The sequence below is a fragment of the Achromobacter sp. 18P8.1.1 genome, from assembly GCF_057799415.1.
This window is the reverse complement of record NZ_JBYOKH010000010.1, coordinates 85,176-106,080: the sequence shown is the minus strand read 5'-3', so window position 1 is coordinate 106,080 and position 20,905 is coordinate 85,176. Positions and strand designations below refer to the sequence as shown.

Annotated in this window: 17 protein-coding genes; 7 read left to right on the top strand and 10 right to left on the bottom strand. The window is 66.2% G+C overall.

Going from position 1 to position 20,905, the window contains the following annotated elements; all coding sequences use genetic code 11:
• Positions 1–90: 90 nt before the first annotated feature.
• Positions 91–2,088, top strand: coding sequence for a cyclic di-GMP phosphodiesterase (gene pdeR, locus AC27VE_RS09325; protein WP_427961252.1), 1,998 nt, complete (start codon positions 91–93; stop codon positions 2,086–2,088).
• A 26-nt stretch (positions 2,089–2,114) separates the two neighbouring features.
• On the opposite strand, the gene AC27VE_RS09320 is transcribed toward pdeR, so the two are convergent.
• Entirely contained in the window at positions 2,115–2,999 is an 885-nt protein-coding gene (locus AC27VE_RS09320) for a crotonase/enoyl-CoA hydratase family protein (protein ID WP_035212931.1), read from the bottom strand.
• A 381-nt stretch (positions 3,000–3,380) separates the two neighbouring features.
• Here AC27VE_RS09320 and AC27VE_RS09315 point away from each other — a divergent pair, with 381 nt between their 5' ends.
• A complete protein-coding gene (locus AC27VE_RS09315; protein ID WP_488703678.1) occupies positions 3,381–5,480 on the top strand; it encodes a TonB-dependent receptor in 2,100 nt (699 codons plus the stop codon).
• A 41-nt stretch (positions 5,481–5,521) separates the two neighbouring features.
• Here the strand turns inward: AC27VE_RS09315 and AC27VE_RS09310 are convergent, their stop codons facing one another.
• From AC27VE_RS09310 to AC27VE_RS09290, 5 genes are all read right to left on the bottom strand, one after another.
• Complete coding sequence (locus AC27VE_RS09310; RefSeq protein ID WP_488703677.1) at positions 5,522–6,508, bottom strand: Bug family tripartite tricarboxylate transporter substrate binding protein; 987 nt, start codon at positions 6,506–6,508, stop codon at positions 5,522–5,524.
• A 110-nt stretch (positions 6,509–6,618) separates the two neighbouring features.
• Positions 6,619–7,575: a LysR family transcriptional regulator gene (locus tag AC27VE_RS09305; protein ID WP_280027743.1), complete on the bottom strand. Its 957-nt coding sequence runs from the start codon at positions 7,573–7,575 to the stop codon at positions 6,619–6,621.
• A 36-nt stretch (positions 7,576–7,611) separates the two neighbouring features.
• A complete protein-coding gene (locus tag AC27VE_RS09300; RefSeq protein ID WP_488703676.1) occupies positions 7,612–8,763 on the bottom strand; it encodes a CaiB/BaiF CoA transferase family protein in 1,152 nt (383 codons plus the stop codon).
• The gene (locus AC27VE_RS09295) at positions 8,760–9,554 is read right to left on the bottom strand and encodes an enoyl-CoA hydratase (RefSeq protein WP_427961243.1); all 795 of its coding nucleotides are present in this window, start codon (positions 9,552–9,554) and stop codon (positions 8,760–8,762) included. Before AC27VE_RS09295 ends, AC27VE_RS09300 begins: the two co-directional genes overlap by 4 nt.
• 140 nt (positions 9,555–9,694) lie before the next feature.
• Positions 9,695–10,450, bottom strand: coding sequence for an SDR family oxidoreductase (locus tag AC27VE_RS09290; protein ID WP_488703675.1), 756 nt, complete (start codon positions 10,448–10,450; stop codon positions 9,695–9,697).
• Positions 10,451–10,564: 114 nt separating this feature from the next.
• On the opposite strand from AC27VE_RS09290, the gene AC27VE_RS09285 reads away from it, so the two are divergent.
• Entirely contained in the window at positions 10,565–11,476 is a 912-nt protein-coding gene (locus tag AC27VE_RS09285) for a LysR family transcriptional regulator (protein ID WP_488703674.1), read from the top strand.
• On the opposite strand, the gene AC27VE_RS09280 is transcribed toward AC27VE_RS09285, so the two are convergent.
• On the bottom strand, positions 11,455–12,849 hold the full coding sequence (locus AC27VE_RS09280; protein WP_488703673.1) for a GntP family permease: 1,395 nt from the start codon (positions 12,847–12,849) through the stop codon (positions 11,455–11,457). The two genes, AC27VE_RS09285 and AC27VE_RS09280, sit on opposite strands and share 22 nt — an antisense overlap.
• A gap of 77 nt (positions 12,850–12,926) precedes the next feature.
• Positions 12,927–15,080, bottom strand: coding sequence for a TonB-dependent siderophore receptor (locus AC27VE_RS09275; protein WP_488703672.1), 2,154 nt, complete (start codon positions 15,078–15,080; stop codon positions 12,927–12,929).
• A 138-nt stretch (positions 15,081–15,218) separates the two neighbouring features.
• On the opposite strand from AC27VE_RS09275, the gene AC27VE_RS09270 reads away from it, so the two are divergent.
• Positions 15,219–15,974 (top strand): AraC family transcriptional regulator, encoded by a 756-nt coding sequence (locus tag AC27VE_RS09270; protein WP_088588556.1) that lies wholly within the window; start codon positions 15,219–15,221, stop codon positions 15,972–15,974.
• A 4-nt stretch (positions 15,975–15,978) separates the two neighbouring features.
• Here AC27VE_RS09270 and AC27VE_RS09265 read toward each other — a convergent pair whose 3' ends face one another.
• A complete protein-coding gene (locus tag AC27VE_RS09265) occupies positions 15,979–16,794 on the bottom strand; it encodes an aminoglycoside phosphotransferase family protein (protein WP_488703671.1) in 816 nt (271 codons plus the stop codon).
• A 333-nt stretch (positions 16,795–17,127) separates the two neighbouring features.
• Positions 17,128–17,565: an NUDIX hydrolase gene (locus AC27VE_RS09260; protein WP_035212982.1), complete on the bottom strand. Its 438-nt coding sequence runs from the start codon at positions 17,563–17,565 to the stop codon at positions 17,128–17,130.
• A gap of 142 nt (positions 17,566–17,707) precedes the next feature.
• Here AC27VE_RS09260 and AC27VE_RS09255 point away from each other — a divergent pair, with 142 nt between their 5' ends.
• From AC27VE_RS09255 to AC27VE_RS09245, 3 genes are all read left to right on the top strand, one after another.
• Positions 17,708–18,583 (top strand): LysR family transcriptional regulator, encoded by an 876-nt coding sequence (locus tag AC27VE_RS09255; RefSeq protein ID WP_006224155.1) that lies wholly within the window; start codon positions 17,708–17,710, stop codon positions 18,581–18,583.
• Between the two features lie 162 nt (positions 18,584–18,745).
• Positions 18,746–19,531: an aldolase gene (locus AC27VE_RS09250; protein ID WP_006224154.1), complete on the top strand. Its 786-nt coding sequence runs from the start codon at positions 18,746–18,748 to the stop codon at positions 19,529–19,531.
• A 42-nt stretch (positions 19,532–19,573) separates the two neighbouring features.
• Positions 19,574–20,902: an MFS transporter gene (locus tag AC27VE_RS09245; protein WP_280027751.1), complete on the top strand. Its 1,329-nt coding sequence runs from the start codon at positions 19,574–19,576 to the stop codon at positions 20,900–20,902.
• The last annotated feature ends 3 nt before the right edge of the window (positions 20,903–20,905 follow it).

Here is a 20,905-nt window from a genome sequence, read left to right as displayed (position 1 = left end):
TAATGTACTTTTCGGTCCAGCTACGACTGGTCATACTAAAGGCGCCTACTTTTAGTGTGGCAGGCCTTAGGACAGTGGGGGGATACCACGATGACAGAGAATCAGGACGAAAAGTCGATCCTGCATACGCATTTCGGTACGCACAGCCCATATTGGCGGCTAGCCGCCGATAGCGACGCCTTTGAGCTTTCCGCCGTCAAAGGAGCGACCAATATCGCAATGGCGCTGCGTCCGGAGCAGGCCGACGCCATCCGGTCGCTGACGGGCATCACGTCCAGCATGCGCATCGATATCTCGCTATACGGGGATCTGCTGCGGCTGCATCTGGTGGGCCGCAAGATCAACCCCAACGAATGGGCCGGCACCGCATCGGCGCATTCCGACACCGAATCCGTCGCCAAGGACCTGGTCGAAGGCCTGTCGTTTGCCGAAACCGTAGTGTCCGAAGCCAACTCGGTAATCGTCATCGTGGACCAGAACGGCCGCGTGCAGCGCTTTAACAAATTGAGCGAGGAATACACCGGCAAGCGCGAACAGGACATCGTCGGCCGCAGCGTGTTCGAGATGTTCATGACGCGCGAAGAAGCCATGGCCTCGCGCCGCAATATCGCGGAATTCTACAAACGCGGGCAGTCCTATGAGGCCGAACGGCTGATCAATACGGTCAAGGGCCCCCGGCTATTCCTGTTCCGCAATAAGTTCGTCACCAGCGGCAGCGGCGAAAAGCGCGTGTACCTGATCTGCTCGGGCACCGACATCACCGAAGAACGCCAGGCGCAGGAGCGCCTGCGCGTGCTGGCCAATACCGACATGCTGACCAACCTGCCCAACCGCCACGCCATCACGTCGCGGCTGAAGGCGGCGCTGGCGGCCGGCAAGGAAGGGCGGGGCGGCGTCCTGTTCCTGGACCTGGACAATTTCAAGCGCATCAACGACCACTACGGCCACGGCTTCGGCGACCGCCTGCTCAAGGCCGTGTCGGTGGCAATCTCGACCTGCCTGTCCGAAGGCCAGACGCTGGCCCGGCTGGGCGGCGACGAATTCATCGTGCTGCAGGAACAGGCGCAGGCCTGGGAGCTGGAAGCCACCGCCGAGCGCATCATCGAACGCCTGCGCGAACCTTTCCGCCAGGGGCTTATCGAGGTCTACACCAGTTGCTCGATCGGCATCGCAATGTACCCGGACCACGGCGCCGACCTGGATAGCGTGGTGCGCAGCGCCGACATTGCCATGTATGTGGCCAAGGAAGCGGGGCGCCATACCTACCGCGTATTCCAGCCCGACATGGACCGCCGCAATGCGGACTACGTGTGGCTGGACACGAACCTGCGCAAGGCGCTGGCCGAGAACCACCTCATGCTGTACTACCAGCCCAAGCTCGTCGGGCGGACCGGTGAGGTCGACGGCGTGGAAGCCCTGCTGCGCTGGCGTTCGCCGGAACGCGGCATGGTCTGCCCCAGCGTCTTCATCCCGTACGCCGAGGAATCCGGCCTGATCTCGCCGCTGGGCGTGTGGGTGATGCGCGAGGCCGCCCGCCAGGCGGCCGCCTGGAAGCGCGAAGGCCTGAACATCCGGATCGCGATCAACATGTCGGCGCGGCAATTGGACGACAAGGGCGTGGTCAGCGACTTCATGAGCGCCATCGGCGACGCCGACCTGGACCCGTGCCTGCTGGACATCGAGCTGACGGAAAGCTGCCTGATCGAAGACGAAGTCGCGGCTATCGACCTGATCAAGCAGTTCCGCCAATTGGGCGCGCGCGTGCATCTGGACGATTTCGGCACCGGCTATTCGTCGCTGTCGCAGCTGGCCCGCATTCCGTTGGATGCCATCAAACTGGACGCCAGCTTCGTGCGCGGCGTGAACGAGAACCCGGTGTCGCAGGCGCTGGCGCGGGCCATCGTGGCCGTGGCGCGCACGCTGGAACTGAAGGTGATCGCCGAAGGGGTGGAAACGTCGGAAGAAACCGCGTTCCTGGACACGCTGGGCGTGGATGCCAAGCAAGGCTACCTGTATGCCAAGCCCATGCCCGCGAGCGAGTTTTCGACCTGGCTGGCCCAGCGCCGCCGACTGCATCTGATCGCCTGATACAGCCGGCGTCCGCCCGTGGCGGATCAGTGCATGGTGGCTTCCTGCGTTGCGTCGGCGCTGGAGGCCGTGCGCCGGTTCTGCGCCATGACCAGGCGTTCCATGTAGGCGCGGTCCTTCGGATCGATCGCGAAAGCGGCTTCGACCCAGTCCTCGGTGATGTCCATCAGTTCAGAGCGCGACAGGTTCAGCACCCGCTGGCGCGCGCGCAGCATGGCCCGCATGCCGTTGAGCTTGGGGCGCATCACGTCGATAAAGGTGCGCGTGGCGCGGTAGGCGTCGCCCGGCTCGAACAGCGCGTCGACCAGCCCCTTGCCGTGGAACCATTCGGCGGTATGCGATTCGCCCGTGCTGATCAGGTCTTCGGCCAGCTTCATGCCGGAGCGGCGCGCCACCAGCGAATAGCCGCCCATGCCGGGAAACAGGTTGAACGCCATTTCCGGGAAGCCCATGCGGGCGTTGTTCTGCGCCAGCACAAAGTGGTGGGCCAGGGCGGCCTCGAAGCCGCCGCCCAACGCCGTGCCCTCGATCATGGCCAGCGATATGGCGCCCGTATCGAACCCGCGTGAGGCCGCATGCACGCAATCCACGCATGCCCGCGCATAGGCCCGCAAGGCTTCGCGCTTGCCGGTCCGGATCGCCTCGGCGAAGAAGTTGAGGTCGCCGCCCACGTTGTAGATCTGGGGCACCAGCGAGCCCGTCACCCAGAAGTCGATGGGCAGGCCCGAATCCTTGGCGGCCCGCGCCAGGGTCATGATTTCGTCGATGAGTTCGTGGTTAAAGCAGGGCCGGGGCTGCGCCCGGAGCATCATCCACATGACACGACGTCCCTCCTCGTAAAACGCTGAAATCTGCTTCATGTTGCCCGCTGCGGTAAAGGGGTGGCAGTCTGGATGAATGAGTTGATTCATGTGCTTTCGTCCAATCGATCAAGGTGAGTCGGAGTACTGCCGGGTCAGCCTAATACAGAGCTTCCGGCTGTCGTCTCATGCAAACCTCGTTCGAGTGGCCAGACTTGTCCGTAAGTCAAAAGCGCGAGCGAACAATGCAAAAGTCTTGCGGATTGAGGCGCCGGATCGGCCGCTCGGGCGAGGGGCGCATCGGCGCAACGGATGAGGACCCACGCAAATTCGCGAGGATCGGGGCGATGCGCGAAACGACGAGGGGGCGGCCCGCGCTCATGCGTTCGGATGACGGTGTTGCGTGCCGGCAACGTATAACAATTCTCATTTGTAAATAGGATTGGTTCTCGATAGCATCGCGCCTTTCATTTATCTGAATAAGGCGTTGCGATGTTGTCCCCGTTTGTCCCGCGCTCCCTGTCCCTGGGCGTCGCGCTAGCCCTGTCGTCCGCGATCCCGCAGGCGATGGCCCAGACCGCCCAGCTGCCCGCGATCAGTGTCGAAGGCGTCAGCGCCGATGACCCCCGCGTACTGGAGGTGACCACCGCCACGCGCACCCAGACGCCGGCCCGCTACGTGCCCCAGACCATCGACACGGTCAAGGTCGAGAACGTGCAGACTTACGGCGTCACGACCATCAGCGACGCGCTGTCCGGCATGCCCAACGTGTCCAGCGCGCAAGACACCCGTTTCGACTCGGTGCGCATCCGCGGCTTCGACGCCAGCAACGACTTCTATCTGGACGGGATCCGAGACGACAGCCAGTACGTGCGCGACCTGCACAACATCGAACGCATCGAAGTGCTGAAGGGCCCCGCCGCCGTGCTGTACGGGCGGGGCAGCCAGGGCGGCATCGTCAACCGCGTCAGCAAGGCGCCACAGCCCGGCCGCGAATCCTCCATCCAGGCACAAACGGGAAGCTGGGACTTGCGCAGCGTCTACGGCGACCTGAGCGCCGACCCGTCGGACAACGTCAGCGTGCGGCTGAACGTGGGGCAGGAAGACACCAACAGCTTTCGCCACAAGATCGGCGGCACCCGCCAACTGGTGGCGCCCGCCATCAACTGGCGCATCACGCCGAACCTGGACTGGCTGGTGCAGTACGAATACAGCCGCTATGACCGCACGCCCGACCGCGGCATCCCCAGCGTGAACGGCCGGCCCGCAGACGTGGGCCGCAGCACCGTCTACGGCGACCCGGACCGCGACTACATCGACGACCGCGCGCAGTCCTTCCGCTCGCGCCTGGCGTATACGCTGGCGCCCGACTGGCAGTTGCGCTACACGCTGGGCGTCTTCAAGCTGGACAGCGACTTCGACAACACCTACCTGACGGGTTACAACGCCGCAACCGGCAAGGTCGTGCGCACGCGCTGGCAGCAGGACCTGACGACGCGCAACATCACCAATAACCTGGAAACGGAAGGCCTGTTCCGCACGGGCGGCATCGAGCACCGGGTGTTGTTCGGCATTGAACTTGCGCATCAGGACCGGTCGCCCACCTTGTATTCGGCCGCCACCAGCGGTCCGGGGGCGCAGCCCGTGCCGTCGCTGGACCTGTACGACCCCGACCTGTCCCAGCAGCACAACGGCCGGATGGCGATCAACAGCGATGCGCGCCACAAGGTGAAGAGCCAGGGCTACTACGTGCAGGACCAGATCAAGCTGAACGACGCCTGGCAAGTGCTGATGGGCGTGCGGATGGACCGCTTCAGCATCGACTCCACCAACCGCCTGCTGGACGCGTCGGCCTCGCATGACAGCAGCGGCGTCAGTCCGCGGGTGGGGGTGGTGTGGACGCCCGTGCGCGACCATTCCCTGTATGCGTCGTACAGCAAGACGTTTTCGCCCACCGGCGGCGGCACGATCGGCATCACGCCGAACGCGCGCGGCAACACCAACGACCTGGACCCGGAGCACACGCGCCAGACGGAAGTGGGGGTCAAGAGCGATTGGCTGGACGGGCAGCTCAGCACCACCCTGGCGCTGTATCAGCTGGAGCTCTACAACCGCCGCACGACGGATCCCAACGATCCGACCATCGTGCTGCTGACTGGCAAACAACGTTCGCGCGGGATCGAGCTGACGGCGGCAGGCCGCCTGACGGGCAATTGGTATCTGCGCGGCGGCGTGGGCTTGCAGAACGCGTCTATCGTGGAAGACAACAACGGTCTGGCCGGCAACCGGGTCAGCAACGTGGCGCGGCGCAACGGCAGCGTCTTCCTGACCTACAAGCCGGCTGAAGGGCTGTACGGCGAAACCGGCCTGACCTTCGTGGGCGAGCGCTACGCCGACAACACCAACCTGACGACGCTGCCGGGCTACGCCCGCTGGGACGCGATGCTGGGCTACCGCATGGGCCATTGGGATTGGCGCCTGGCCGTGCGCAACATCACCGACAAGACCTATTACGGGTCGGCCACCAGCGCCGGCCAGATCCAGGTGGGTGAACCGCGCACCGTGGTGGCCACGGCGCAATACCGATTCTGACGTGACAGGGGGGCGCCCGGGGAGGGGCGCCCGCGCAAGGCTTACTGCGGTTCGATCTTGGCGTCGATGGCGCGTTGCGTCCAGATCTGGCGTTGCGATTCAGCGAACGCCTTGTGCTCGGCCGCGGAATTGGGCGCGACCTGCATGCCCAGCGCGTCGAATTTCGCCACGGTGTCGGGCTCGCTCAGGATGCGGGCGATTTCGCCGTTCAACCGTTCAACCACGGGGGCCGGGGTACCCGCGGGCGCGGCCACGCCGACCCACACCACCAGGTCGAAATTCTTGTAGCCCGCTTCGGCCAGCGTCGGCACATTCGGAAAGTCCTTGGCGCGGCTTTGGCCGGTGAAGGCAATGCCCGTCAGCTTGCCGCTGTGCATGAAGGCCGTCACGACGGACTGGTCGGCAAACAGATAGTCCACATGCCCGCCCAGCAGGTCCGTCACGGCGGGCGGCTGGCTCTTGTAGGGCACGCCATTGGCGGCAGCGCCGGCCACGGTGTTGAAGGTGGCGCCCGCGATCTGGCTGGTGGGCGACCCGTAGGCATAGTTCAGTGGGCGTCCCTGGGTTGCCTGGACCAGCTTGGTGACCGAGGTGTAGGGGGAATCCGCGCGCACCACCAGCATCATCGGAATCGTCGCGATCCGGATCACGTGGATGAAATCCCCGGTCGGGTCATAGGGCAGCTTGCGGAACAGCGCGGGCGTGGCCGAATGCGTCGAACTGCTGGTCAGCACCAGCGTATAGCCGTCTGCGGGCGCGCGGGCGGCTGTAACGGAACCGATCGTGCCGGAGGCGCCGGGCTTGTTTTCGATGACGATGGGCACGCCCAGGCGCGGACCCAGCTTTTCCGACAGGATGCGGGCGCTGGTGTCGGTGGCGCTGCCGGGCGAAAACGGCACCACGATCGTGATGGGCTTGTTGGGATAGGCATCGGCGGCGTGGACGGCCGTGCCGCTTGCCGCCAGGGTGAAGCCTGCGCAGGCGGCTGCCAGCAAGCGCCGGCGCACCGGGTGCGGAATTCGGGTCATTGAAGTCTCCTGTCTTGTTCTTGCCCAGACGCCACGGCACGCGGCGTCTGGGCCATGCGGCATGATGCGTCTGGCCGGCTTATCTCAACAAGGGACTAATTTTCATAGACCTATTCCGTATCCGGATGAATCGGCCTGTCGTCCAGGAAAGCGGTGGGGTCGGGCGAAGCTTCGCGGGCGTGGAGCGTGGCTTCCAGTTCGTCCAGGAAGGTCTTGGCGGCCAGCGACAGCCGGGTGCTGCGGCGCTGGATCAGCGACAGCTCATGGCGGCGCTGGGGGCCGTCCTGGATGGCCACCGCATGCAGGCCGAGCAGCCGCGCGAATGCGCACACGTAGCCCGGCACGATGGTGATGCCCAGCCCGGCGCGCACCAGGTTCAGCACGGAAGTCAGCATGCCGGCTTCGATGCCGGAATGGAATTCCAAGTCGAGTTCGCCGCTGATGTGGTCGACGGCGCGGCGCACGCTGTAGACATTGCGCAGCGTGATGTGGTCATGCGCCGCCAGGTCGGCCCAGCGCACGCGGGCGCGCCGCGCCAGCGGGTGGGACGGGGCGCATACGGCGTACATGGAATCGCGGTAGATGACGCGCGCCTCCAGCCCTTCGCCGTGCGCCTGCGTCGACACGATGCCGAAATCGGCGCGGCCATGGCGGACGTGTTCCAGCGTGTCGTCCGTATTCAGCTCGTAGAGTTCGAGCTTCACGCCGGCGTGCAGGCGGTGATAGCGCGTGATCACGTCGCCCAGCAGGCCCACCATCATCATCGGCGAACTGGCCACGCCCACCACTCCGCGCTCCAGCGTGCGCAGGCCGGACATGCTGCGTTCCGCCGCGCGCACCGTGCCCAGGATCTCCTGGGCGTAGGCGTAGAAGTCGGCGGCGCCTTCGCAGGGCGTCACGTTGCGGGTGGACCGTTCGAAAAGCGGCTGGCCCACTTCGGCCTCGAGCTCGGCGCACAGCTTGCTGACGGCGGACTGGGTGACGAAGGCGGCGCGCGCCGCGGCGGTGAAGCTGCGCAGTTCATAAAGCGCGCAGAACACGCGCAGCTGCTTGAGAGTGATGTTCATGGTCGGGCGGGCAGGGCGCGGCCGCCCGGGGTGGGCTTAGCCGCCAGCGTCGAGCATATCCCGATCCGCGTCCTGCCGTGGCGCCGGCCGGCGCAACGCGCCCGGCGTGCGCGAGAACCGCACCGGGATCGAGGTGGCGGTCAACGTTCCTTCCGTCGGATGCTCCACGCGCTGGAAGAAGCCGGTGGCCGCCAGATGAGGGTCGTCGAACAGGGCTTCAGGCGTGTTCACGGGGGAATGCGGGATGTCGGCGTCGGCCAGCAGCGCCAGCCAGTCGGCGGTGCTGCGCAGCGCCACGATGCCGGCCAGGTGCTGATACAGCGTATCGAAGTTGCGGCCGCGGGTTTGCGGGCTGAGATAGCGCGGGTCGGCCGCCAGATCGCCGCGCCCCGACAGGCTGAAGAAGCGCTGCCATTGCGCATCGGTATAGGGCAACAGCGCGATGTAGCCGTCCAGCGTGCGGTAGGGCCTGCGTTCAGACGACAACACCCGGCTGTAGCCCATCTCGCCAAGCGCCGGGTCGAAGGTGCGCCCGCCCATGTGCTCGATCAGCGTGAAGGACACCAGCGTCTCGAACATCGGCACTTCGATCGCCTGGCCGCGGCCGGACTTTTCGCGTTCGTACAGGGCCATGGGGATGGCGTAGGCCAGCGTCAGGCCCGCCACCTTGTCGGCCAGGATGGTGTTGATGTAGGCGGGGGCGCCGGTGTTGCGGCCCTGCAGATCGGCCAGGCCGCTCATGGCCTGGATGATGTCGTCGAAGGCGGGCTTGGCGGCGTAAGGGCCGTCTTGGCCGAAGCCCACCGCCGAACAATAGATCAGGCGGGGATTGCGAGCGCACAGCGTGGCCGCGTCAAGACCGGCACGCGCCAGCGCGCGGGGCCGCACGTTCGAGATGAATACGTCGGCGCCATCCGCCAGCGCCAGCAGCCGCTGCAGGTCAGCCGGGTCTTTGGCGTTCAGGGTGATGCTGCGCTTGTTGCGGTTCAGGTTCAGGTAGACCGCGCCCATGCCGGGCGAGGCGGCAGGCGCGGATGCGCGAAAGACGTCCCCTTCGGGCGCTTCCACCTTGATGATGTCCGCGCCCATGTCGCCCAGGATCTGCGTGGCGTAGGGCCCCATGCCGACCGAGGTCATGTCGATGACCCGCACGCCGGTCAGCGGACCGCTTGCTTGCGCCGGACTCATTGGCCGTCCCGCTTGTGCTTGCGGGCCAGGAACGGCGCCATGTATTGGCGGGGTTCGTCGGTGGTGAAAGCGGCGCCGAAGGCGTCGACGCTGCGGTCCAGGCCGGCTTCGACCGTCGACGTTTCCCAGTAGCGCAGCAGCGCCTTCTGCGAGGCCACGGCGCGCGGGCCGCTGGCGGCGATGGGGCCAACCGTGCGCTCCACCAGCGCGTCCAGTTCGCCGGCGTCGCACAGGAACTGCAGGAAGCCCCAGCGCAGGGCTTGCTCGGCGTCGACATTTTCACCGGTCAGCAACAGCCAATTGGTCGCGCCGGGGCCGATCAGCGCAGGTAGCAGCACGGCATGGATCACCGACGGAATGCCGACGCGCACCTCGGGCATGCCGAACACGCCATCGCGCGAACCCAGGCGGATGTCGCAGGCGGCAGCCAGCTCCATGCCGGCGCCCAGGCAGAAGCCGGGAATGCGGGCAATGGTGGGAACCGGCACGTTGCGCACGGCTTCGCACAGCTCGCGCAAGCGGGTGATGAATGCGCGGCCGCCGGCGGGATCCAATTCGGCCATTTCATAGATGTTGGCGCCGCCGATAAAGGCGCGGTCGCCGGTGCCGCGAATGACGAGCGCCCGCGCATCGGCCTGCGCGGCGATCCACTGCACCGCTTGCGTCAGTCCCAACGTCACGGGCGTGGCCAGGATGTTCAGGCTTTTGGCGTCGTGGATACGCAGGGTGTAGACGCCGCGCTCGTCGCGTTCGATGCGGCTGTGGGGAAAGTCGGGGATCGGGGCGTGCATGGGGGCTTGTCTCCGTAATGGCAGGGTTGCAAGCCATCCTAGAGGGTTCGGTTCATCCCGACAAACAAGGTTTTTTCATGGAATAAGTCCAGTCGGGAATAAATCGGCGGGGCGCCCAACCCCCCGGGGGCCGTGGCCGTTCAGGCAACGCCGCCGTTGGCGCGTAGGATCTGGCCATTGACCCAGCCGCTGTCCGGCCCCGTCAGGAACGACACCACGCCCGCGATGTCGTCGGGCTGCCCCAGCCGTTCCAGCGGCGGCATCTTGGCGAAGTGCTCGATCAGTTCGGGGCTCTTGCCCTTCAAGAACAGCTCGGTGGCGACGGGGCCGGGGGCCACGGCGTTCACGGTGATCCGGCGGCCGCGCAGTTCCTTGGAAAACACGTGCGTGAAGCTCTCCACGGCAGCCTTGCTGGCGATGTAGACCGCATAGCCCGGCAGGTTCAGCGCAATCGTCGTGCTGGACACGTTGACGATGCTGCCGCCATCGGCCAGCCGGGTGGCGGCTTCGCGCAGGGTGTTGAAGGTGCCGCGCGTATTGATGTCGAAGGTCTGCGCGTAGTCCTCGTCGGAGGTGTCGGCCAGCGGCTGCACCTTCAGGACGCCGGCGCTGTTGACCAGCGCGCTGATGCGGCCCAGTTCGGATTCGACCTTGTCGAACAGGGCGCGCACATCGGCCGCCTTGGACACGTCGGCTTGCACCGCGACGGCGCGGCCGCCGGCCTGCCAGATTTCGTTGGCCAGCGCGTCGGCGTGGGCCGAGCTGGATGCGTAGTTGATGCCGACCGCAAAGCCGTCGCGGGCCAGGCGGCGCACGATGGCGGCGCCGATGCCGCGGGATCCGCCCGTGACCAGGGCGACGCGTTGCGCGGTCGATTGAGAAGCTTGGGTGTTCATGCGCGATCTCCGATAGGGAAGGGGTGAGACGCATAATGGACTATTCCAAACCGAAGATAATTACCCTATATTCGCTAACATAATTCCATTTACATTAATAATTGGCGGATCGGCATGGATCGTTTTCAGGAAATGCAGGTGTTTGTCCGCATCGCGGAGCGCGGCAGTTTTTCCCAGGCGGCCGAAGACCTGCAGATTCCCCGCGCGACGGTCACCAACCTGATCAAACGCATGGAAAAGCGCCTGGGTGCGCGCTTGCTGGAACGTACGACGCGCCAGGTGCGGCTGACGCATGATGGCGAGGCCTATTACCAGCGCTGCGTGCGCCTGTTGGCCGACCTGGAAGAGGCCGACGGCGCGTTCCTGAATACCGCGCCCAAGGGGCTGCTGCGCGTCAACGCCCAGGGCACGCTGGCCAAGTATTTCGTAATGCCGGGGCTGCCGGGTTTCCTCGAGCGCTATCCCGACATCGTCCTGCACCTGGGCGAAGACGACCGCCTGGTGGATATGGTGCGCGAGGGCGTGGACTGTGTGCTGCGGGCGGGCGCCTTGCAGGATTCGTCGCTGGTGGGCCGGCAGATTGCCCTGATGCCGCAGGTAACGGTGGCCAGCCCCGCCTACCTGGCGCGTTTCGGCACGCCCGCCAGCGTGGACGACCTGACGGGCCACCGCGCCGTGGATTACTTGTCCAGCGCCACCGGCCGCAGCATTGCGCTGGACTTCATGGTCGACGGGCGCAACGTGCTGGTGCGTCCCGGCTCGGTCATCAGCGTGACGGGGGCCGAGCTTTACACCGGCGCGGCGCTGGCGGGGCTGGGGCTGGCCCAGGTGCCGCGCTACCGGGTGGAACGCGAGCTGGCGGCGGGGCACCTCCGGATCGTGCTGCCCAAGGCGCCGCCCGCGCCCATGCCGGTGTCGGTGCTATACCCGCAAAACCGGCAGGTGTCGGCCCGCGTGCGCGTCTTCACGCAGTGGCTGGCCGACGTGTTCGCCACGGCCTTCGATCAGACGATGCCGGTCAGGTAGTACACCGCGATCACGACGAACACCGACAGGGTCGATATCAACGTGATGGCGAAGATGTCGCCGTAGGACTGACGGTGCGTCAGGCCGGTGACGGCCAGCAGCGTGATCACCGCGCCGTTGTGCGGCAGCGTGTCCATGCCGCCGCTGGCCATGGCGGCGATCCGGTGCAGTACGTCCATCGGGATGCCTGCTGCAACGGCGCCGTCGATGAAGGTCTGCGCCATGGCGGCCAACGCGATGCTCATGCCGCCCGAGGCGGATCCGGTGATGCCCGCCAACGAGGTCACGGCGATGGCTTCGCCCACCAGCGGGTCGGGGATCGATTTCAGCGCCTCGGCCACCAGCAGAAAGCCCGGCAACGCCGCGATGACGCCGCCGAACCCGTATTCGGCCGCAGTGTTCATGGAAGCCAGCAGCGCGCCCGACACGGCGCTTTTGCTGCCTTCGGCGAAGTGCGCCTTGATGCTGCGAAACGAGAACAGCAGGATGGTGAAGATGCCGGCGATCAACGCGCCCATCACCGCCCACAGCGCGACCTGGTCGGCGGCGTTCACGGGCATCGGCTTGGGCAGGCCGGGCAGGTTCACCTCGGCGCCTGCGGGATACCAGCCGGGTATCCAGCGCGTCAGCAGGAAGTTGGCCACGCCCACCACCACCAGCGGCAGCAAGGCGACGAGCGGGTGGTGGTCGCGTTCGCTGGGCGGCGTCGTCGGTTCATTGCGCAGTTCGGTCCCGTAGGTCTCGCCGGCCGCCGCCGCGCGCTTGCGCCGCCACTCCAGGTAGGCGATACCCGCCGTCAGCGTGAACGCCGCGCCGATCAGGCCCAGCCAGGGCGCGGCCCACGTGGTCGTTTCGAAGAAGGTCGTGGGGATGATGTTCTGGATCTGCGGCGTGCCGGGCAGCGCCGTCATCGTGAACGTGAACGCACCGAGCGCGATGGCGCCCGGCATCAGCCGCTTCGGAATGCCGCCCTGGCGGAACATCTCGGCGGCGAATGGATACACCGCGAACACCACCACGAAGAGCGATACGCCGCCGTAGGTCAACACGGCGCACACCAGCACGATGGCGACAATGGCGCGTTCCGCGCCGATCATGCGCAGTACCGCCTGCACGATCGCGCGGGAAAAACCCGACAGTTCGATCAACTTGCCGAACACGGCGCCCAGCAAGAACACGGGGAAGTAGAGCTTGGCGAAACCGGCCATGCGCTCCATGAAAATGCCTGAAAACACGGGGGCCAGCGCGGAAGGATCCGTCAGCAATACCGCGCCCATGGCTGCGATGGGCGCGCACAGGATCACGCTGTAGCCCCGATACGCCGCCAGCATCAGAAATGCCAGCGCCGCCACCACGATGAACAATCCGGTCATTCGATACTCCAGGAATGAAGAGATAAGGGGTGAAGGGGCTACACCTTACCTCATCCTTTCGGGAGCCTGAATGACGGTCAGTACGTGGCGCGCAAGGTCAGCATCACATTGCGGGGTTCGCCGTAGACGCTGTAATAGCTGGACGGCACCCGGCTGTAGTAGTTGCGGTCGAACAGGTTGTTCACGGTGATCGACGCGTCCAGGTTGCGGTTGACGCGGTAGCCGACCTGCGCGTCCACCACGGCATAGCCGCCCTGCCACGACGTGTTGTTGCGGCTGGTGCGGCTCTGCACCCGTGCGCCTGCGCCCACGCGCCAGCCCGGCAACACGTCGGGCGTGAAGCGGTAGGTGGTCCAGACCTTGAACAGGTGCTTGGGCGACTCCGGGTTCACGATCTGGTCTTCCTGCGTCGGGTCAGACAGGTAGCGGGTCTGCAGGTAGGTGTAGCCGGCGTATACATCCCAGTTGGGCAGCAGGCGGCCGGTGACTTCGGCTTCGACGCCCTGGCTCTGCGCTTCGCCCTGGGCGACATACCGCCCGGGATTGGCGTCGTCGGGCACGGCTCGGTTCTTGTCGCGGATCCGGAACAAGGCCAGGGACGCGTTGGCGGCCCCGTCCAGGAACTGGCCTTTCAGGCCGATCTCGTATTGCTTGCCGGTGCGCGGGGCCAGGGGTTTGCCGTCGGCCGTCATCTGCCAGGCTTCCGAAAACGCGAATACGTCCGAGTAGCTGGCATACGCCGACAGCCACGAATTCAACTGGGCCACGGCGCCGAAGTAGGGGACGAACTTGCGCACCTCGGGGTCGCGCCGGGTGTCGCCGGCCTCGGGCAGTACCGGCTGCGTCGCGTTGCGGTACCAGCTTTGGCGGCCGCCGGCGATCAGGGTCAGCGGGTCGGCCACGTTGAAACTAAGCTGGCCATACACGCCCATCTGGCTGGATTTGGAGTTGTTGCCCGACGTGAACGGGATATCCACTTCCGGCACATCGATGTGGTGGATATCGATGCTGTCGATGCCCGTGCCTGACGATCGGCTGTCCTGTCTGCGTTCTGCGTAGTTGGCGCCGACCATCGCCGTGTGCGTGCGGCCGAACAGCGTGAAGGGACCGGAGGCGTGCGTGTCCAGGCCCATCCAGCGGATGCGGTCCTTCTGGAATTGCAGCCAATAGGCCGCTTGGTCCGTGGCGGGGTCGACCGGGCCGTCAACGTAGCCGTACTTGCTGTCCAGGTCGGTGGCCCGGTAATTCATCGACACCTGGCCCGTCCAGCCGTTGGCGAAGCGGTGGCTTAGTTCCGCGTAGACCTCGGACAGGTCGGTGTCGCCGCGCGCCCAGTCCACGCCGTAGAAGCCGGAGCGGGGGCCGTCGACGAACTTGCCGTTGGAATAGGTCGACAGGCCGTAGTCGAAGGGCGCCATGCGCGTTTTCTGATAAGCCGCCGACAGGGTCAGCAAGGTGTTGGCGGTCAGGTCGAATTCCAGCGAACCGTAGACCAGGCCCTGGCGCGTATGGGCTTCGTCCATCGAGTAGTCGCGGTCCTGGGCGGCCAAGCCGGCCCGGGCGCGGACCCGGCCGTCGGCGGTCACGGGGCCGGTCACGTCCAGTTCGGTGCGGTAATTGTTCCAGGACCCGGCCATGACGCTGCCGGTCAGGCTGAAGGCGTCCAACGGGCGCTTGCGCACCAGGTTGACGGTGCCGGCCGGGCTGCCGAAGCCTTGCAACAGGCCCGCTGGGCCGCGCAGCACTTCTATCCGGTCATACAGCGCCAAATCGAACTGTGGCAGGTATTGCAGCGCGCCGTTGGCGGGCACGCCGTCGAACTGGACATCGGTTTCGTAGCCGCGCGCGGTGAAGTACGCGGTGCCGTCGCCGTAGCTCATGGCGCTGACGCCGGTCGTCTCGCGCAGGGCGTCCTGCACGGTGGTCATGTTCTGGTCGTCCATGCGCTGGCGCGTCACCACCGAGACCGAGTTGGGAATGTCGCGCACGTTCGTCGCGCCCTTGCCAAGCGTGACGGTGTTGGCGGTGTAGGACTGCGAACCCTCCGTCTGGCCGGGGTCCGACAGCGAATCGGCGGTGCCGCTGACCCGCACGGGACTCAACTGCGGCACCGGCGCGTCATCGGCGTGGGCGGCCGCGCCCAGGCAGGCTTGCGCCAGCAGCGCGGCGGCAAGCGTCAAACGGGGCAGGCGTGGGTGAAATGCGACGGGAGCAAGCGCAGAGGCGTTCATTTTTTATTGAAAACAATGGGAATCATTTGCATTAATGATAAAAAGCAAGTTCCCTTCCGGCTGGACAGAAAATGTCGAAAAACGGACATAACTGTCAGGATGGGCGACTTCCTTCCCATTGATATCGAAAACCTGCCAATGCGTGAATTTCCCCAGGATGCGCCTGCCGTGGTCGCGCGGTCGTTCAACTACGAAAATGGCGCCCGCCAGCAGCCGCATTCGCACGAGCGTATCCAGCTGATGTATTCCCCCACGGGCATCATGCGCGTCATGACCGAGGACGGCGCCTGGATGCTGGCGCCGATGCGCGCGCTATGGATTCCGGCCGGCGTCACCCACGAGGTGAAGATGGTGGGCAGCGTCAGCATGCGTTCCGCGTTCATCATGCCGGATGCGGCGCCATGGCTCTGGAAGGAGACCTGCGCGCTGGACGTGAACCCCCTGATGCGCGAGCTGATCCTGACGCTGAACGGTCCGCCCCGCAAAGGGCCCGTGCAGCGGCTCAGTTCGGAGCTGCTGCTGAATCTGCTGGCCGATACCGAACGCCAGCACCGCCAGTTGCCGCTGCCTTTTGACCGGCGGCTGCGCAAGGTGTGCGATGCGGTCTTGCAGGCCCCGGGCAACGACGACACGCTGGAGCAATGGGGAGAGCGCATCGGCGCCAGCGCGCGTACGCTGGCGCGGCGCATGAAGGACGAAACCGGCATGAGCTTTCACCATTGGCGCCTGCAGGTGCGGATCGACGAAGGGATCTGCCGGCTGCTGCAAGGGCAGTCCGTGGTGAACGTGGCGCGCGCGCTGGGCTATGCCAGCGCCAGCGCATTCGTCTACATGTTCCGTAATCTGACGGGGGTGTCGCCGACGCGGTATGTCGAACAGATCACGGCGGCATAGGGCCTCAGGCGCCCGCGTCCAGCAGCCCCTGCGCCTGGCGTGCGATGTTCAGGTCGATCGCAGCATCGTCGCCGTCGCCCAGGTACCAGACGGCCGACAGCCCGCACCAAGCCACGATCCATTGCAGCAGGCGGCGGCGGTCCAGGCCGGACTCGGCCACGATGAGGTCCAGGCGCCGCTCGAAGCAGCCGGGCACGATAGCTACGGGGGGCACGGGGTCCGACAGGTCGGGGTTGCAGAAGATGTTGGCATAGTCGAACGCGCGTTCGCCGTAGAGCCGCTTGGGGTCGATGACCAGCCAGCCGCGTGCGCCGAAGTCCAGCACATTGTCGTGGTGGACGTCGCCATGCAGCACCGCGAGGTCGCGCGGATCGTCCAGCAGCGCGCGGGCATGGCGGGCGCTGTGCGCCAGGATGCCGCCTTGCGCCTGGGCCATGGGCCACAATTCCACGAACCATTCCTCCAGGCTGCGCAGCGGCGGCAGCGGTTTGGAGCGGGGGGCGTGCAGCGCCTTGAGCACGCGGCAAAGGATGCGCGTGGCCTCGTCGTCGCGGCCCGTGCGGGCGTAGGCCGCCAGCGAGCGCGTGCCGGTGGCGCGTTCCAGCAGGATGGCGCAGTCGTCGTGCGCCAGCACGCGGGCCGCGCCCTGACCGTCCCACCACGTCATCAGCACGCCGCCCTGGCGTTCGTCTTCTTCCACTGACACCTTCAACATGGCCGGCGCGCCGTCGCGCGTGACGGGCAGCAGTTGCGCGGCATGGGTCACGATGGGGGCGCCGTCGGGCACGAGGTTCCAGCGGGACAGGTAAGCATCGAACATGGGGCAGGGGGGAGGAGGTTGCCGGGCTGTATATAGTAGGGCCTGTCCTTAGGCCTTAACCCTTAGTCCGGCAATCGTCGGGCATCGTGGAGAAACACGCATGAGCGACCCGCAACCGGACCAGGCGCATTGGCGCGCCGTGGCCGATCAATGGATCTCGTGGGCCAGCACCCCGGGCCATGACGCCCTCAACGGCATGAGCATGCATTTCGCGGGCCGGACGCCGCCCCGACGGCGCAACTGCAGCAATGGACCCGGCTGCCGATGTTTTTGTGGATCAAGGCCAAGCCCATGGCGGGTGGGGTGTAGACGGTCGCGGGTTGCCCGACCCGCTTAAACCGCCGCCATCAGTGCCGCCGCCTTGCGCGCCAGCCTGGCGACGCCGAAGCTGGTCGCCAGTTCATGCCCTTCCAGGTCCGCCAGGGCAATCCAGCGGGCGTCGCGCGCATCGTCGCCCGCGACCGGTTCGCCGGATTGCCAGCGGCACAGCACGGCGATCAGGATAAAGTGGCGGCGCAGGGCGCCGGCTTCGTCGCGGTCGAAGACGTCTACCGCATCGAATACGTGCAGCGGCTCGGCGACCACGCCGGTTTCTTCCAGCAGTTCGCGCGCCGTGGCGGCCTCGATGCGTTCGCCCGCGTCGATCTTGCCGCCGGGAAAGGCCCAGCAGTTCTCGTCGGGCGGGTTGGCGCGGCGCACCAGTAGTACGTGGCCGTCGCGGACGACGGCGGCGATGGTGGCGGGAATGGGGCGGGCAATCGGGGTGGACATTCGGATTTCCGGCATAGAGGCAAGCTGCAAGGGTACGCTTTCAGGCCCTTAGCGCAAATCCCCGTGGTGCCGGACGGCATCCTTGGGCACACTGTAGCCGCGCCGAATCGAGCGCGTCAGACCAGAATCAAGGGGCAGCACCATGGACACGCCGGACCGGCAGTTGCGTTATTTCTTGCGGATCGCGGAGCTGAAGTCCTTATCACGCGCCGCCGAGGACCTGGACCAGACGCAATCCGGCCTGAGCCGGCAACTGGCGGCGCTGGAAGCACACGTCGGCAAACCCTTGTTCACGCGTACCGGCCGGGGCGTGGAACTGACCGTAGCGGGCAGCCGCCTGCTGGAGGGCATTCAGCCCGCCTACCAGAACATCGACCGCGTCCTTGACGCCGTGCGCCAGCAGGAAGGCGTAACCCACGGCACGGTGCGCCTTGCCACCGTGCACACGCTCAGCTACTACTTCATGGCCGACGTCGTGGCCAGCTTCGTCAGCAGCCACGAACACGTGAACCTGTCCGTGATGGGGCGCAGTTCGCCCGACGTGGTGGCTCTGGTGGAAAGCGGCAAGGCCGACGTAGGTTTTGTCTACGACGCGGCGGTGGCCTCGGACAATCTGACGTCCACCCCGTTGTTCGACGACGAGATGTGCCTGATCGTGCGCCGGGACGTGCCGCTGGCGGACGCGGTGGATCTGGGCGGCATGCCGTTGCGGCTGGTGGGCTTTCCGCCCCATTACGCCTTGCGCAAGATGATCCACAGCGCAGGGCTGCAGCCCGAGTTCATGGCCGAGGCCGAGACCATCGACGCCATGCTCAAGCTGGTTTCCTCGGGGGTGGGCGCCTGTATCCTGCCGTCGCGCATCCCCGAAAAGTTGCTGACCGACTACGGCTTGCGCAAGGTCGGCATCCGCAGCCCGGTGCTGCGCCGCCGCGTGGTGGCGATCACGCCGGCCCAGCGCCAGCCCTTGCCGCTGGTGGCCGAACTGTTGGCGTGCGCGCACCGCATCGCGGCGGCGTAACGCCCAACCCCAGCAACCCCAGCACCCCCGGCGCCCCGTTCCGCCTTCCGAATAGCTGCTATGAGCCTGGCTGCATGGCTAGTTTGCGCGGTGGTTTTCATACTGTCCTGACCTTGCAAGGCGTCCTTCGACGCCGCAAGCCAAGGACATCAAGGGGAACCCATGAATACCGCATTGCGAGAGAAATCGTATTTCGACACTCGTGCCACGCAGGAAATGGCGCGCCATCTGCAGGCCGTGCCGCGCAGCATCCAGGAAACCATGGCCTACGCCTGCCGCATCCTGGCGATGACCGAGCAGGAAGCCGGCTTGGCGGGACAGATCAGCGTGCGCTCGGCGCGCCCGGGCGCGTACTGGACCCTGCGCTTCGGCCTGGGCTTTGACGAGGCGACGCCGGCGGACTTCATCGAAGTCGACCGCGACCTGCACACCCTGACGGGCGACGGCATGCCCAACCCGGCCACGCGCTTCCATCTGTGGGTGTACGAAGCGCGCCCGGACGTGCAATCCATCATCCACACGCATTCGCCGTGGGCCTCGGCGCTGGCCGCCGCGCGCCAGCCGCTGGTCATTTCACAGATGGACATGACACCCCTGCACGACGACTGTGCCTTCCTGGGTGAATGGCCGGGGGTGCCGATCGCGGACCAGGAGGGCGTGATCATTTCCGAGGCGCTGGGACGCAAGCGCGCCATCATCCTGGCGCACCACGGTTATCTGACGGCGGGTGGCTCCTGCGAGGAAGCGACGTATCTGTCGGTCTATCTGGAGCGTGCGGCGCGCATGCAGATCCGCGCCCAGGCGTTCGGGCCGTTGACGCCGGTAGACGACGCCCTGGCGCGCGAGGCGCACGACTACCTGCTGAAGCCTTCGATCGTGCGCGCGACCTTCGACTACTGGGCCCGGCAAACGCACGGCATCGCGCCGCTGCCGCTGCCCCAAGCCTGATTTCGCTGGCATCCGATCACGACCTTTTCAAGGGGAGTCACGATGATGACGACCAAGCCTGCTGCTGCGCGCTCGCGCCGCGATTATGTGACGGCTGGCCTTGCCAGCATGATGGGCACCACGATCGAGTGGTACGACTTTTTCCTGTACGGCACGGCTGCCGCACTGATCTTCAACAAGATCTTCTTTCCCGCCTTCGACCCGCTGACAGGCACGCTGGCGGCGTTTGCCACGTATTCCGTGGGGTTCTTCGCGCGGCCATTGGGCGGCGTGATTTTCGGCCACTATGGAGACAAGATCGGCCGCAAGTCCATGCTGCTGATCACCTTGCTGCTGATGGGCGTGCCCACCATCCTCATCGGGCTGATCCCTTCGTATGAGCAGATCGGCTATTGGGCCGCCGTGCTGCTGGTGCTCATGCGCTTTCTGCAAGGCATTGCAGTGGGCGGCGAATGGGGCGGCGCAGTGCTGATGGCGGTGGAGCATGCGCCCGAAGGCAAGAAGGGCTTTTTCGGCAGCCTGCCGCAGGCCGGCGTGGCGCCCGGGCTGATCCTGTCGTCGCTGGCGATGGGCGCCGTGGCCGCGCTGCCCGAAGAGGACATGCTGTCCTGGGGCTGGCGCCTGCCGTTCCTGGCCAGCGTGGTGCTGTTGCTGGTGGGTTGGTTCATCCGCGTCAAGGTGGCCGAGTCGCCCGACTTCGAGCAGATGCGGGAAAAAGGCGCCAAGGTTGAGGTGCCGGTGGCCGAAGTGCTCAAGCACCACCGGCGCGCGTTGCTGGTGGTGGTCGGCGCGCGTCTGGCCGAGGTGACGTGGTTCTACACGGTCGTGACGTTTTCGCTGGCCTACGCCACCGGCACGCTGGGTATCCCGCGCTCCGTCATGCTGGACGCCACGATCTGGGGGGCGGCGCTAGCCCTGTTCACGATGCCGCTGTTCGGGGTGCTGGGCGACAAGATCGGCCACAAGTGGGTGTTCATGGCGGGCACGGTGGGCATCCTGATCTGCGCGCCGGTCTTCTTCAACCTGCTGGGCTCGGGCGATAAAGCCTGGATCATCGTGGCGGTTTGCCTGGCGGTGGGGCTGGTATACGCTTGCTTGTACGGACCCGAAGGCACCTTGTTCTCCAGCCAGTTTCCCGCGCATGTGCGGTACACCGGCATTTCGCTGGCGGTGCAGGTGTCGGGCGCCATCGGCGGCGGGCTGGCGCCGATCGTGGCGACCTGGCTGCTGGCCAAGGGCGGGGGCGACCCGAAGTACGTGGTCTGGTACCTGAGCGCGCTGGGCGTGGTTGCTTTCTTCAGCGCCTGGCGCATGCAGGGTGAGGCCGCCACGCCTGCCGCCCTGCGCGTGCCCGCGGCAGCAAGAACCTGAGGC

Bases quoted from the DNA above. Each gene is read 5' to 3' on its own strand.
- AC27VE_RS09270 (WP_088588556.1), top strand. From the start codon at position 15,219: ATGCGTGAATTTCCCCAGGATGCGCCTGCCGTGGTCGCGCGGTCGTTC.
- AC27VE_RS09290 (WP_488703675.1), bottom strand. From the start codon at position 10,450: ATGAACACCCAAGCTTCTCAATCGACCGCGCAACGCGTCGCCCTGGTC.
- AC27VE_RS09250 (WP_006224154.1), top strand. From the start codon at position 18,746: ATGAATACCGCATTGCGAGAGAAATCGTATTTCGACACTCGTGCCACG.
- AC27VE_RS09300 (WP_488703676.1), bottom strand. From the start codon at position 8,763: ATGAGTCCGGCGCAAGCAAGCGGTCCGCTGACCGGCGTGCGGGTCATC.
- AC27VE_RS09310 (WP_488703677.1), bottom strand. From the start codon at position 6,508: ATGACCCGAATTCCGCACCCGGTGCGCCGGCGCTTGCTGGCAGCCGCC.
- AC27VE_RS09265 (WP_488703671.1), bottom strand. From the start codon at position 16,794: ATGTTCGATGCTTACCTGTCCCGCTGGAACCTCGTGCCCGACGGCGCC.
- AC27VE_RS09260 (WP_035212982.1), bottom strand. From the start codon at position 17,565: ATGTCCACCCCGATTGCCCGCCCCATTCCCGCCACCATCGCCGCCGTC.
- pdeR (WP_427961252.1), top strand. From the start codon at position 91: ATGACAGAGAATCAGGACGAAAAGTCGATCCTGCATACGCATTTCGGT.
- AC27VE_RS09315 (WP_488703678.1), top strand. From the start codon at position 3,381: ATGTTGTCCCCGTTTGTCCCGCGCTCCCTGTCCCTGGGCGTCGCGCTA.
- AC27VE_RS09305 (WP_280027743.1), bottom strand. From the start codon at position 7,575: ATGAACATCACTCTCAAGCAGCTGCGCGTGTTCTGCGCGCTTTATGAA.
- AC27VE_RS09285 (WP_488703674.1), top strand. From the start codon at position 10,565: ATGGATCGTTTTCAGGAAATGCAGGTGTTTGTCCGCATCGCGGAGCGC.
- AC27VE_RS09320 (WP_035212931.1), bottom strand. From the start codon at position 2,999: ATGAATCAACTCATTCATCCAGACTGCCACCCCTTTACCGCAGCGGGC.
- AC27VE_RS09245 (WP_280027751.1), top strand. From the start codon at position 19,574: ATGATGACGACCAAGCCTGCTGCTGCGCGCTCGCGCCGCGATTATGTG.
- AC27VE_RS09280 (WP_488703673.1), bottom strand. From the start codon at position 12,849: ATGACCGGATTGTTCATCGTGGTGGCGGCGCTGGCATTTCTGATGCTG.
- AC27VE_RS09275 (WP_488703672.1), bottom strand. From the start codon at position 15,080: ATGAACGCCTCTGCGCTTGCTCCCGTCGCATTTCACCCACGCCTGCCC.
- AC27VE_RS09295 (WP_427961243.1), bottom strand. From the start codon at position 9,554: ATGCACGCCCCGATCCCCGACTTTCCCCACAGCCGCATCGAACGCGAC.
- AC27VE_RS09255 (WP_006224155.1), top strand. From the start codon at position 17,708: ATGGACACGCCGGACCGGCAGTTGCGTTATTTCTTGCGGATCGCGGAG.